The 12,360-nt window shown below is 50.7% G+C and carries 11 protein-coding genes and 8 pseudogenes; 4 read left to right on the top strand and 15 right to left on the bottom strand.

From position 1 onward, the window contains the following. From QWY90_RS17240 to QWY90_RS17170, 15 genes and pseudogenes are all read right to left on the bottom strand, one after another. A pseudogene (locus QWY90_RS17240) lies at nucleotides 1-221 on the bottom strand (YfjS/YafY family lipoprotein); the annotation flags it as partial. Next, nucleotides 221-456 (bottom strand): annotated as a pseudogene (ypjK, locus tag QWY90_RS17235) (protein YpjK). The pseudogenes QWY90_RS17240 and ypjK, both read right to left, overlap by 1 nt. Before the next feature lie 40 nt (nucleotides 457-496). Then, complete coding sequence (locus QWY90_RS17230) at nucleotides 497-1,198, bottom strand: DeoR family transcriptional regulator (RefSeq protein ID WP_000189409.1); 702 nt, start codon at nucleotides 1,196-1,198, stop codon at nucleotides 497-499. A gap of 582 nt (nucleotides 1,199-1,780) precedes the next feature. Continuing rightward, nucleotides 1,781-2,104 (bottom strand): annotated as a pseudogene (locus tag QWY90_RS17225) (DUF932 domain-containing protein); the annotation flags it as partial. Nucleotides 2,105-2,694: 590 nt separating this feature from the next. Next, the gene (gene gspH / locus QWY90_RS17220) at nucleotides 2,695-3,171 is read right to left on the bottom strand and encodes a type II secretion system minor pseudopilin GspH (RefSeq protein WP_290283998.1); all 477 of its coding nucleotides are present in this window, start codon (nucleotides 3,169-3,171) and stop codon (nucleotides 2,695-2,697) included. Between the two features lie 106 nt (nucleotides 3,172-3,277). Next, entirely contained in the window at nucleotides 3,278-3,715 is a 438-nt protein-coding gene (gspG, locus tag QWY90_RS17215; RefSeq protein ID WP_290283997.1) for a type II secretion system major pseudopilin GspG, read from the bottom strand. Nucleotides 3,716-3,727: 12 nt separating this feature from the next. Further along, nucleotides 3,728-4,578: pseudogene (locus tag QWY90_RS17210) on the bottom strand (type II secretion system F family protein). Beyond that, nucleotides 4,526-4,714, bottom strand: a complete 189-nt coding sequence (locus QWY90_RS17205) for a type II secretion system F family protein (protein ID WP_500683665.1) — start codon at nucleotides 4,712-4,714, stop codon at nucleotides 4,526-4,528. The pseudogene QWY90_RS17210 and the gene QWY90_RS17205 overlap by 53 nt, the downstream one beginning before the upstream one ends. Next, a complete protein-coding gene (locus QWY90_RS17200; RefSeq protein ID WP_290283993.1) occupies nucleotides 4,702-4,872 on the bottom strand; it encodes a hypothetical protein in 171 nt (56 codons plus the stop codon). Before QWY90_RS17200 ends, QWY90_RS17205 begins: the two co-directional genes overlap by 13 nt. A 105-nt stretch (nucleotides 4,873-4,977) precedes the next feature. After that, entirely contained in the window at nucleotides 4,978-5,199 is a 222-nt protein-coding gene (locus tag QWY90_RS17195) for an ATPase, T2SS/T4P/T4SS family (protein WP_290283992.1), read from the bottom strand. Beyond that, nucleotides 5,192-5,981, bottom strand: a pseudogene (locus QWY90_RS17190) (GspE/PulE family protein). The gene QWY90_RS17195 and the pseudogene QWY90_RS17190 overlap by 8 nt, the downstream one beginning before the upstream one ends. A gap of 70 nt (nucleotides 5,982-6,051) precedes the next feature. Further along, nucleotides 6,052-6,435, bottom strand: coding sequence for a hypothetical protein (locus tag QWY90_RS17185; protein WP_290283990.1), 384 nt, complete (start codon nucleotides 6,433-6,435; stop codon nucleotides 6,052-6,054). Between the two features lie 148 nt (nucleotides 6,436-6,583). Next, a pseudogene (locus QWY90_RS17180) lies at nucleotides 6,584-6,712 on the bottom strand (secretin GspD/PilQ domain-containing protein); the annotation flags it as partial. Between the two features lie 317 nt (nucleotides 6,713-7,029). Then, nucleotides 7,030-7,239 carry a hypothetical protein gene (locus QWY90_RS17175; protein ID WP_290283989.1) on the bottom strand — a complete coding sequence of 70 codons (210 nt, stop codon included), beginning with the start codon at nucleotides 7,237-7,239 and terminating at the stop codon, nucleotides 7,030-7,032. Nucleotides 7,240-7,889: 650 nt separating this feature from the next. Beyond that, nucleotides 7,890-8,300 (bottom strand): hypothetical protein, encoded by a 411-nt coding sequence (locus QWY90_RS17170; RefSeq protein ID WP_290283987.1) that lies wholly within the window; start codon nucleotides 8,298-8,300, stop codon nucleotides 7,890-7,892. 990 nt (nucleotides 8,301-9,290) lie between these two features. Between QWY90_RS17170 and QWY90_RS17165 the strand changes: the two are divergent. The 4 genes and pseudogenes from QWY90_RS17165 to rplC all read left to right on the top strand — a co-directional run. Beyond that, nucleotides 9,291-10,747 (top strand): annotated as a pseudogene (locus tag QWY90_RS17165) (P-loop NTPase family protein); the annotation flags it as partial. Between the two features lie 5 nt (nucleotides 10,748-10,752). Next, nucleotides 10,753-11,130 carry a putative general secretion pathway protein GspB gene (gspB, locus tag QWY90_RS17160; protein ID WP_290283986.1) on the top strand — a complete coding sequence of 126 codons (378 nt, stop codon included), beginning with the start codon at nucleotides 10,753-10,755 and terminating at the stop codon, nucleotides 11,128-11,130. Between the two features lie 274 nt (nucleotides 11,131-11,404). Then, nucleotides 11,405-11,716: a 30S ribosomal protein S10 gene (gene rpsJ, locus QWY90_RS17155; RefSeq protein WP_001181004.1), complete on the top strand. Its 312-nt coding sequence runs from the start codon at nucleotides 11,405-11,407 to the stop codon at nucleotides 11,714-11,716. A gap of 32 nt (nucleotides 11,717-11,748) precedes the next feature. After that, nucleotides 11,749-12,360: pseudogene (rplC, locus tag QWY90_RS17150) on the top strand (50S ribosomal protein L3); the annotation flags it as partial.

Genomic DNA, 12,360 nt, shown 5'->3' with positions numbered 1-12,360 from the left:
CTCACGGGTACGTAAGACCTGCAGGGTGAGACCGGATGAGAAGCCAACCTGTGACCATTCTTCGCTGACATCATCCTGACGGCTGACCACATCGCTGAAGCGCGGGGCGTGAGGTCCTTAAATTTACTGATAGCTTTGAGGTCATCACTCCTGTCATCGCAGGCGCTCAGAAACAGAGAGGTGGCAACCAGCGCCAGCAGAGGTAGTGTTTTACGTTTCATTATTTTTTCCCTGAAATCAGACGAACCACTTTGGCAAGACATAAATTCCCACAAAAATACCCACCGGCACGCCGACGAACGGCGTCAGCGCGACACTGGCAGCACCGGCTGCACCACCTCCCGTCAGTAGTGCGGCAACGGTTGCAAGTGTCAGGGCCGTGAGGCTGTCGGACACTCCGGTTTTGTTCAGAATGATGACGATGATAACAATGGCGATAATGGCAATAACGGGCACTGGGCTCCTCCATGTTGCCGGGTTGATAACAACGCCTGCGCTATTCCGGTGGGCTGTCGGCCGGAACAAACGTAAGCAGTGAATGCTGGATAAAGCGAAAATGGGGTAAGGCCTGAATGAAGACCGGGTCTTCAACCAGGCGACACAGACTGTCATTGCGGCGAAAAGTCTCCTGCAAAGGCTGAATCAGATGGATTTCATCAAGTGTGAATACGGCGATATGCCCTTCGTGTTCAGCCACCAGATACCAGGTCTGCTGGTGGATGAGTAACCGGCAGGGAGCTAGGCGCTCACAGCGTCGCCCCTCTGCAATCAGCGTCACCCGCCTGCGCCCGGTAATGGCCTGAATCAGTCTCCAGAAAGACAATGCTCCTGAAGGCGAAGGAACCGGATTGGCTGGTGCTATCACGCAGGGAGACTCATCGCACATCAGCAGTGCATTCACCAGACGGCGGTCAAGGCCGGGAAAAAGCCCGGCCAGCCCGCTGCGGTGGGCAAAGATAAGCACGTCGGGCACCATCTGCATCTCACTGCCAGCAGTGCGTAAGCGGCAGTATCCGGACTGATACTCCAGGTCCAGATACATCAGTCGTTCACGAAAATCACGCCGCAGCGTGCGCACTGACACGCCAAACTCAGCCGCCAGTTTGCGCACGCTCAACGTTTCACCCGCAACCAGACGGCTGATTATCAGTGACAGCCTGACAGCCAGCCGGTCATGGCGGCGTTCTGCCTGTGTCATGAGAGATTCTCCAGAAAGTTAACTGACTGAAAATGATGTGATTACTTTAAAGAGGGGGGCGGACAGGGTATGGACAACGCAGAAACTATTTTTATTTCTGCAAAAGCCAGATGTAACGGGGGTTAAAAGCTATAACCGGGGGATTGAGGCACACGAGCACATAGCGATGCGGACAGGTGGTGTCCGATATTAACAACGTGGCAACATGAAACGTCTACTGCAGTTGCGTGAGCAGTGTTTCTGCCATCACCCACAGCGCACGGTTAAGCTTCACATCCCCGTCAATGCCACGCACGGCACGAGTATGAGTTCGTCCGCCTTTAGCATTACGCCCACTGAGTCCGCCCTTAATCAGGTTTCTTGAATCCGCTGATAGGTGGTCCAAAGGTCATTGCTCTCATTCCTGCCAGCGGCGTGGGGAGAGTATCTGCGATTCAGTAACGGCTGGTGGTCCTCACCAAAGCGATACGTAAGCGCTGCTTTTGCCAGTGCCTGCTGCACAGGTGGCGGTAAAAGCAACGACTGCATGGCATCCCTCTTTCTTCCACACGCTCAAAAATCCCCAGCACTTCATACGCCCCCTCAATAACCTGACTCACCACATCCACCCTTGTGTGGCACCCGCACCTCGCCAAACGACTCGCCGCAGACCAGACCGTTCTGGCACACCGCCCTGAACATGCCCGGCAGCATCTGGTACGAACTGGTGCCATCGTGAGAGTTAAGCAGGATAATTTCCGGAACCTGTTTACCGGTAATTTGCCCCTCCCGACGTAGGCGCAGCATATGCTTAGTATGCTCACGACGACGGGGGTCACGTACCCGTGTCTGACAGGCAAAGAATGGCTGGAAGCCTTCCCGCTGCAGGCTGTCCAGCAGGGAAATTGTGGGTATATACGTGTAGCGTTCACTGCGGGATCGTGTTTATCCTCACTGAATACGCTGGGCACCACGCGAAATAACTCTTCACGGGTTAACGGACGGTCACGGCGAATAAGATTTGCAGCGCCAAAGCGCGAAGCCAGACGGGTCATAAGCAGACTCCTCAGTATGGGTAAAACAAATAAAGAAAGCCCTGCCGCCACTTGCGACAGGGCTCGGAGAATAATAGGGCAGAATTAAACACTCAGAAGAAGAAATCCCAGACAGCGCGGGCCACTGACACCACCGAGGAACGCACGGCCTGAATAATGGTCCGCACCGGGGCGGGAATAAGGGGAAAGGTGCTTACCGTATCGAGTATGGCACCTACGGTTTCACCGAAATCGTCACGTGCCTGCTCCGGGCTACCGTTGTTCGAAGGGATGTTGCAGTAGCGCTACTACCGGGCTGCTGGCCTCACGCGGCAGACACTTAATCATCCGCTCTGCCATCACCCTTAGTCCCCACTGCAGGCGAACCGACACGGCACACACCGGATGCACGGGCTGGAATAGCTCATGCAGCAGGCAGATTTTGCGGCTGATATTTTGTTTCTGCTCTGTGGAAAGGATATGTCAGAGCAACAGCGGTGAAATACTCATCGCCAGTAAGACTTCAAGCAGTGTCATCCCTGATTGTTTGTTCATGGCGGGTATCTCTGGCGAGCGTTTGATCCAGGGCCATGAGCCTGAACAGACTAACGTCAGGAGCGGCTCACCGGTCCCGGCGTTAGCCATCAACAAAGAGAAGGGCGTGATTTGTCCGTCGGCCAGAATCACAACCTGTGGCTGGTTGCTGTCATCAGGTTTAAATGGCTGAAGATGGATTGAGAGTTCTTCATCCCAGTCATTTTGGCTCTCGTCTGCGGCATCTTCTTGTAATGGAACCCAGCGCCAGGCTGATGGTGTTTTGCCCGGTACCATAATGCGCCATGCTGAATCAGAGAAATGGATACCGACAGGCTGACCACTGAGCGTGGCGCGGTCGATGGCTAATTCAAGTGCAGCGGTAAAACCGCGCCGCTGTTTCGCGCGCACGAGTGCTGGCGACATCCTCCCGGCCATATGTGAAGAGCACCACGCTTGCCGTGATAGCGACCAGCGCCAGCACCAGCATCATCTCCAGCAGGTAAACCCGCGTTGCTGATTCATCGCTGACTTACTTTTTCTTCTTGCTCAAACCCCAGTTGGTGATGTCGTCCTCGGTTCCCATTTCACCATCGGGCCCTGCTGAAAGCAGATCGTATGCACCATGTTCACCAGGATTAACGAGGACATAATCATTGCCCCAGGGATCGGCAGGCAGACGCTTGATATAACCTTCCTTGTTATAGTTTGCGGCCAGCGGTGGCAGTGTCGGCGCTTCTACTAAGGATTCCAAGCCCTGATTTGTGGTTGGATAGTGATGATTGTCGAGTTTTGTACATATCAAGGGCGTTTTCCAGCGCCACAATATCGCTGACGGCTTTTTGCTTATCCGCCTTTCTTTATTGCCCATTAGGTTAGGAACCACCAGGCTGGCAAGTACGCCGATAATGACGATCACCACCATAATTTCCAGTAATGTAAAACCGCGTTGCTTATCCGTTGCGCGCATATGCTTCCTTAATTAACATTGAGTTAAGTTGAAGAAGAGGTTGGAGTACCGACACGACAATAACAGGACGATCAGTGCCATCGTAATAATGAGTGCTGGCTCGAAGATGGAGAGCGTTAAGGCGATCCGATTTTGTTGGAGTGTCTCCTGGTTATCTGCGGCTCTGACCATTAATGTGCCGAGCTGCCCGCTTTTTTCGCAGAGGCCACCATGTAGAGCATCATCGGCGGGAAAATTGCGGTTTGTTCCAGCGAAAGATGAATGCTGTTACCCTGGCGAACGTTCTCTGCCGCATTTGCCAGACGCTGGCGAATTTCGAGGTTGTTGAGGCTTTCGGTGGACAAATTCATCCCATCCAGCAGAGGGACGCCGCTGGATTGCAAAATACTTAAAGTGCGGAGATAGCGTGCGCTGTTAATGGCGCAAATCAGCGGGCCGATGAGCGCAACGCGCAGCAACATGGCATGAAAACGGTGGCGGTTATTGCCGCGTTTTAACCAGAGCCAGAAACCTACAGCGACAATAAACACTGTCGCTAATAATGTCGGGCCGGTACGTTGCAACGTGTCGCTCAGACCTAAAAGAATGCGTGTACTCAGCGGCAGTTGCTGCTTCATATGCACGAACTGTTCGGTAATTTTGGGCACGACAGCAGTGAGGAGAATAATCACGACCCCAATCGCCACCGTAGTGAGCATACAGGGGTAGATCAGTGACTGAATGAGCTTGCTGCGGATTTTCTGCCGGTTTTCATTGTAATCAGCCAGCTTTTCCAACACCGGGCCAGCAGCCCGCTCTTTTCGCCCGCTTTTACCAGGGTACGATAGAGCGAATCGAAAAGCGTGGGAAAATGCTGTAAGCATCGGAAAGGGGATGCCCTTCAAGGATGGCGCTGCGTACATGATTTAACACGTCACCCAGTCGTTTATTACTGCTTTGTTGACCGATTACGGCAAGGCTCTCTTCCAGGGGTAATGCCGCTGCGCTTAAGGTTGCCAACTGCGGGTGAAAAGCGTCAGTTCACTATGGCTGATCCTCGGGCGACGTGTTTTTACTCCCGAACTTTTTTGGGGGCGAATATCCAGCAGGAAAAGCCCTTCTTCACGCAGCCGCAGTCGTGCCTGACGTTCATCGTTAGCATCAATGATCCCTTGCAATTTTTGACATCCTGGGTCATGGCGCGATAGCGATAATTCATGCTTCGCTCTCCAGCGTGGCACTGGCGACGCGCATAAACCTCATCCCAGGAGGTCCACCGCTTATCACTTTTTGCAGCCATTTTTGATTAAGGCCTTGTGTTGTTGCCGGACTAGTCGCTCCAGTGCTTGTTCATCCACATTTTCATGAATAGCGGCCCGTAATTCCGGCGTCACCACCATCATTTCGTGGATCGCCATGCGCCCCTGATAGCCGGATTGATGGCAATGAGGGCAGCCTACGGGAGTGCCAATTGTTGTCACCGCGAGCTGATGATATTTAAACATCTGCGCTTGTTGGGGTGATACGGGCGGAATGTCGGCATTGCGGACACAGGCGACGAACCAGACGTTGCGCGATAATCCCTGCCAGGGAAGACGAAAGCAGGAATGATTCGACGCCCATGTCGCGGAGCCGGGTCACTGCGCCTGATGCACTGTTAGTGTGGAGTGTTGAGAGTACCAGATGGCCGGTGAGCGAGGCCTGAACCGCAATCTGCGCGTTTCTGTATCACGAATTTCCCCCCACCATGACGACACCGGGTCCTGGCGAAGTATGGCGCGCAGGCCGCGAGCGAAAGACATATCCACACGGGTATTCACCTGCGTTTGCCCAATGCCTTCCAGCTCATATTCCACGGGATCTTCTACCGTCAGAATATTGCGGCCGGGAGTATTCAGCGCCGAAAGGATGGCGTAGAGCGTGGTGCTTTTACCGGAGCCTGTCGGCCCTGTCACCAGGATAATACCGTGCGGAAGCTGAATGAGATTTTCTAAATCCTGCTTATCCGCTGCCGTCATCCCAGGTTGTTCAATGAAAGCTGGAGGCTGTTTTTATCCAGCAGGCGGAGTACGGGCGCGTTCACCATAGATGGACGGCAGTGTGGATACGCGGACATCTATGTTACGTCGCCCGATACGCAAAACTAATTCTTCCATCCTGTGGAAACGTTTTTCGGCGATATCAAGACGAGCCATGACCTTAATTCGGGAGATAAGCAGTGCCGCCAGTTTTTTGTTGGCTGTAAAATTGTCCGCAAAACGCCGTCGATGCGAAAACGGATCGACATTGTTTTTTCATAGGTTTCAATGTGGATATCAGAGGCGGTTTCTTGATGGCCTCACTCAAAATCGCATTGATCAAGCGGATAACCGGTGCCGCTGAATCTCATTCAGGAGATCTTCATTTGCGGGCAATCTCTTCCGAAGCGAGAGAAGATCGACGGATTGATCGATATCCTGCGCAATCTGTGCGATCACCGGTATTCTGATGGAATACGCTTCCAGCCGAGCTTCAAAATCAGCCTGTGACAAGCTGGTCATGGTCTGGCACTGGCCAACCTGACGTTGAATATCGAGTAACCGCTCGAATGGCGTATCGGCGAGATAAATAATCTCGCCCTCTGAATAGAGATAACCAATTCGTTGTGCCAGCGCCCAACTGGCGGGGTACGGTGAGTGAATTCTCATAGAATGCCTCACCGTGACGATGGCGCAGGGGCGTGACTGTTGAACGTGTTTCATCCAGCACCGGCAAATCTTCCGAGCCAACCAGCGCTTTTGATTCCCGTCGATCCGCTGTTGTTGCTCCTGACGTAACGGGTGTATTTCTCTTTTGACAGTGAGCGATAAACATCATCGTCACGGATAATCGTCGGACGATAAATACCATCAGGTTGCGTTTAGCGCGCTCGGTGGAGGTATAGCGGAAGAGGTTGCCCACTAAAGGAATATCGCCAAGCAGAGGAACCTTTGACACTTGCTCTTTAGAAAAATCATCCAGCAATCCGCCCAGGACCACCGTTTCACCTGGTTTTGACCAGCACGGCGTTTTGAATAGTACGGGTATTAAACGTCGGGCCGAGCGTCGAGTTAGAGGAAGAGTCAACGCTGGAGACTTCCTGCTCTATTTCGAGCAACACCGCGTCGCCTCATTGACCTGCGGAGTAACTTTGAGTTTTGTCCCCACCGTTTTTGCGTTCGACGGTATTAAAGACGTTATCCCCTGAAGTGGTCCTGTGACCCGGATAGCACCGGCACATCCTGCCCCACGTTGAAGGACGCGAGTTTATTACCAGCGTTACGATGCTTGGGGTGGCGAGGATGTCATTTTTATTGTTACTGCCAGCGCGGTAAGCAGTACTCCCAGTCGCCATTGAAGAAGCCTGCGGCCATGCCATTGTAGGCGCTAAACATATCCCAGGCAGGATTCGCGCTGGTGATCCCACCATTCTTTTTATAATCAGCCACACCTTGCGCAGCGTTAAAAATCGGTAATCCGGTATTGGTAAATTGCTGTGCGCCAACGTTTTTATTCGCCCATTGCACGCCGAGGTTTAGTCCATTTCCATCCTGAACTTCAACGATGATTGCTCAACCAGCACCTGTGCACGGCGAATGTCCAGACGCGCAATTACCGTGGCGAGTTTTCCTGGACGGACTGGTCAGCGGTAATGACCAGAGAGTTAGTCTGTTCATCGGCGGTAATGGCGACGTTATCCATCGCGCCAGAAGAGGAGGGCTTACGCGCATTCCCTTTTTCATCTTTCAGCTTTTCGGAAAACACCGGTTAGCACTTCCACCAGATTCGTGGCTTTAGCATATTTCAGGTAATAAACCCGGTATTTCCTTCCTCGCTCTCTTCGACATCAAGGCTTTTCAGTAATGAAGTGATGCGCTGGCGTGCTTTTTCCGTCCACTGATGATAAGAGAGTTGGTTCGCTTATCCGCCACAATCTTCGCGGAGAGGAGGGCTGGCATCTGGCTTTACCGTGGCTTTCGCTGATTAATGATTAAGAATCTCGGCGAGATCTTCCGCTGACGCATATTCCAGATGAATAATTTGCTGCTTCTCTGTGCCGATGACATCAACGCGCTTTATGACTTCAATCAGTTTATTAATGGTGGAGGCACGACGGTCAGAATAAGAACGTTGGAGGGTTCATAATGCACAACATTACCGACGCTACCCGCATCCATCATCTGGCGGAGCAGGGGGCCAGGTCACGAGCAGGAACGTTCTCAAGCGGTACAATTCGGGTGACCAACTCATCACCTACGCCTGGACGAGAACTGTCAGCAATCATCCCTGGCGATGTTTTTACATTAGCTGAGCGAACCACTTTCAGAAAACCATTGTCCAGCGTGATCACGGAATAACCGTAAAGATCAAGAATACTTAAAAAGAACTGGTAGTACTCCTGTTGGCTAAACGTATCATTACTGCGTACGGAAATGGTTCCCTGTACCGAAGGGTCGATCAGGATCGTTTTGCCAAGATGCTGACCCACTATTTCCACGAACTGGCGGATATCGGCGTTATTGAAGTTCGCGCCGTATTGTTCGTTCTCAGCGTGTCCTGCACAAGGCATGAGTAGTGCTGCCAGCAAGCAGCAGGTGATTTATTGAGTCCTTTCATGACGCAGTCCATTCATTCCTGTAAGTTCCCCGACGGAAACATTATCAAGCGGGGTACGCCGTTGCGACGAATTGTAAACTGAGCACTTTGTTGAGTTAGCAGTAAACTTAATGCCTGTGAAACCTCATCAGGGTGGGTCAGCGAAAGATTATTGATCCTGAGGGCGATATCCCTGGTTGTAGCAAGCTGGTGGTAAATGCATTGAGGCCCTTACGAGGGTTCATCGAAGCCCGTATATCTGTTCTCCATCACGTATAGGCGTGGCGATAATATAATCAGCGAGTACATTTTGACTTTCTGAATCAGGCTGCTTGATGATGTCAGGTAGCCCTGGATGGAGAGTTACTTTTCGTAATGCCCGTGAGTTTCAAACACAACGCTGGTTTTATTTATTTTTCTAATAAACGTTCCGGCGCTGACTCAAGGGCTTCGTTGAGGAGTATCGCTTTTGTTCGCTCCCCTCATTAATTAAGACAAAAGAAGTCTCATCATTCGATGTGAGTACAATGCCATTAAGCGCTATAGAGAGCTTAGGTGTTTCCTGATTAACTGCCACGGATTTGCATCTTTACCCCAGCATGATTTTCGTTACGCCATAAAGCGGCAAGGCTGAAATCAGACTGAAATGCGTTTGTTGGTTGATAATGATCTGTCCATTTTAACTATAGTGTATGGAAATAATTCACATTAAAAAATAATCGACCCTATGCTATTAAATATAACAATATATTGATGGCAGCATCTTTTATGATTCGCCAGATGGAAGGGGAACGTAGTGTGGCACGATGTATGTTCTAATAAAATAGATTGGGTGGTTGTATATTGACGTTAGTATAAATAGTATTAATGCCGCTTGCATGATCAAGCAAAATTTATTTATATTAGTAATATGTATTTAATTAATAAATACATACATTATTTTTATGATTAAGGATAATCAATAATTAAAACAGGAAGTTCTATGTCTACGAGAAGAGAAGTTATTCTTTCCTGGTTGTGTGAGAAACGTCAAACCTGGCGTCTATGCTATTTGTTGGGTGAGGCTGGAAGTGGAAAACCTGGCTGGCGCAGCAACTGCAAAAAAGATAAACATCGCCGTGTGATTACTTTAAGCCTCGTTGTTTCCTGGCAAGGTAAGGCCGCATGGATCGTTACCGACGATAACGCGGCTGAACAGGGCTGCCGTGACAGCGCCTGGACGCGAGATGAGATGGCGGGGCAATTACTGCATGCGCTTCATCGAACTGATAGTCGCTGCCCTCTTATTATTATTGAAAATGCTCACCTGAATCACCGCCGCATACTTGATGATCTCCAACGCGCAATATCTCTTATTCCTGACGGTCATTTTTGCTGATCGGCAGACCCGATCGAAAAGTCGAACGTGATTTTAAAAACAGGCATTGAACTTGTCTCGATAGGACGTCTGACGGAGCACGAACTTAAGGCAAGCATCCTTGAAGGTCAGAATATTGACCAACCCGATCTCCTTTAACCGCCAGAGTTCTGAAACGGATAGCTTTATTATGTCGGGGCGATCGCCAGAAAGCTGGCGCTTGCCGGCGAAACAATTCGCTTATTACAGCAAGCCGAGCAGACCAGCGTTTTCACAGCAAAACAATGGCGAATGATTTACCGCATATTGGGTGATAACCGCCCCCGGAAAATGCAGCTTGCCGTGGTGATGAGTGGAACCATTATCGCTCTTACCTGTGGTTGGCTACTGCTGTCCTCTTTTACAGCTACGTTACCCGTTCCTGCGTGGCTGATACCCGTAACGCCAGTAGTTAAACAAGATATGACTAAGGATATTGCTCATGTGGTGATGCGCGATAGTGAGGCGCTAAGCGTGTTATACGGCGTATGGGGGTACGAGGTCCCAGCTGATTCGGCCTGGTGCGATCAGGCAGTAAGAGCGGGGCTGGCATGTAAAGTGGAATGCTTCTTTACAAACATTGGTAGATCAGAATTTGCCCTGGATCGCATCGCTTAAAGTCGGGGACAAAAAATTGCCTGTTGTGGTCGTTCGCGTCGGTGAGGCTAGCGTTGATGTCCTCGTAGGTCAGCAAACGTGGACGCTGACACATAAATGGTTTGAGTCGGTATGGACGGGTGATTATCTTCTGTTGTGGAAAATGTCGCCGGAAAGGGAGAGTACCATACGCGTGATAGCAGCGAGAAGAGATTCTCTGGCTGAAACGATGTTAAACCGCGCATTGCATATTTCGACAGAACCTTCGGCGGAGTGGCGTCCCTTGTTGGTAGAAAAATAAAGCAATTTCAAAAAAGCCACCACTTGAAAACTGACGTGTTGTTGGCTTTTCAACGTTAGTACATCTCTGGCAGGTGGCAGGGGAGAGTGCCTACTTATATCGGGATGAAGCAAATATTTCCCCGGAAACAACAGTGAAGGGGAAAATGACATGTTTGAATTCTATATCGCCGCGCGTGAGCAGAAAGAAACAGGTCACCCTGGTATCTTCTCCCGACAAAAACACAGCACCATAATATATGTAATTTGTTTATTACTGATTTGCCTGTGGTTTGCAGGAATGGTGCTGGTTGGTGGGTATGCCAGGCAGCTATGGGTGCTTTGGATAGTAAAAGCCGAAGTCACTGTAGAGGCTGAAACGCCCGCTTTTAAACAATCAACACAACACTATTTCTTCAAAAAACAGCCACTCCCCGTCGTCGAATCCGTCGAGGAGGAAGATGACCCAGGCGTCGCGGTTGAGAATGCCCCTCTTCTTCTGAAGACGAAGAAAATACTGTGGAAGAAAGCGAAGAGAAAGCCGGTTTAAGAGAGCGTGTCAAAATGCACTGAACGAACTTGAGAGATAACCGAAGGCTGTTTACTTTACTAGCAATACGCTTGCGTTCGGTGGTTAAGTATGTATAATGCGCGGGCTTGTCGTAGTTGACAGCAGGTTCAATCTGAACCTCAGTTAGCCGAATTTGGCTACCTAACAATGCTCCCAATCGGGGAGCTACGTAAGAACGGTTACACTCTCCCATCAATCGTAATGGGTCTGAGGAGTAATCATTTCGTTTATAAAATAATTGGAGCTCTGTCTCATGCAGAACCAAAGAATCCGTATCCGCCTGAAAGCGTTTGATCATCGTCTGATCGATCAAGCAACCGCGGAAATCGTCGAGACTGCCAAGCGCACTGGTGCGCAGGTCCGTGGTCCGATCCCGCTGCCGACACGCAAAGAGCGCTTCACTGTTCTGATCTCCCCGCACGTCAACAAAGACGCGCGCGATCAGTACGAAATCCGTACTCACTTGCGTCTGGTTGACATCGTTGAGCCAACCGAGAAAACCGTTGATGCTCTGATGCGTCTGGATCTGGCTGCCGGTGTAGACGTGCAGATCAGCCTGGGTTAATCAGGTCATTGAGCGATTGAGAGGTTGAAACAATGATTGGTTTAGTCGGTAAAAAAGTGGGTATGACCCGTATCTTCACAGAAGACGGCGTTTCTATCCCAGTAACCGTAATCGAAGTTGAAGCAAACCGCGTTACTCAGGTTAAAGACCTGGCTAACGATGGCTACCGTGCTATTCAGGTGACCACCGGTGCTAAAAAAGCTAACCGTGTGACCAAGCCTGAAGCTGGCCACTTCGCTAAAGCTGGCGTAGAAGCTGGCCGGTGGTCTGTGGGAATTCCGCCTGGCTGAAGGCGAAGAGTTCACTGTAGGTCAGAGCATTAGCGTTGAACTGTTTGGACGTTAAAAAAGTTGACGTAACTGGCACCTCTAAAGGTAAAGGTTTCGCAGGTACCGTTAAGCGCTGGAACTTCCGTACCCAGGACGCTACTCACGGTAACTCCTTGTCTCACCGCGTTCCGGGTTCTATCGGTCAGAACCAGACTCCGGGCAAAGTGTTCAAAGGCAAGAAAATGGCAGGTCAGATGGGTAACGAACGTGTAACCGTTCAGAGCCTTGACGTAGTACGCGTTGACGCTGAGCGCAACCTGCTGCTGGTTAAAGGTGCTGTCCCGGGTGCAACCGGTAGCGACCTGATCGTTAAAC

Source organism: Flavobacterium paronense (assembly GCF_030409795.1).
Lineage (GTDB): Bacteria > Bacteroidota > Bacteroidia > Flavobacteriales > Flavobacteriaceae > Flavobacterium > Flavobacterium paronense.
This window is presented reverse-complemented; position numbering and strand designations above follow the sequence as displayed.

Excerpts from the sequence above, each read along its gene's own strand:
- QWY90_RS17230 (WP_000189409.1), bottom strand. The coding sequence starts at position 1,198 with ATGACACAGGCAGAACGCCGCCATGACCGGCTGGCTGTCAGGCTGTCA.
- gspH (WP_290283998.1), bottom strand. The coding sequence starts at position 3,171 with ATGTCGCCAGCACTCGTGCGCGCGAAACAGCGGCGCGGTTTTACCGCT.
- gspG (WP_290283997.1), bottom strand. The coding sequence starts at position 3,715 with ATGCGCGCAACGGATAAGCAACGCGGTTTTACATTACTGGAAATTATG.
- QWY90_RS17195 (WP_290283992.1), bottom strand. The coding sequence starts at position 5,199 with ATGTTTAAATATCATCAGCTCGCGGTGACAACAATTGGCACTCCCGTA.
- QWY90_RS17185 (WP_290283990.1), bottom strand. The coding sequence starts at position 6,435 with ATGAAACACGTTCAACAGTCACGCCCCTGCGCCATCGTCACGGTGAGG.
- gspB (WP_290283986.1), top strand. The coding sequence starts at position 10,753 with ATGTTTGAATTCTATATCGCCGCGCGTGAGCAGAAAGAAACAGGTCAC.
- rpsJ (WP_001181004.1), top strand. The coding sequence starts at position 11,405 with ATGCAGAACCAAAGAATCCGTATCCGCCTGAAAGCGTTTGATCATCGT.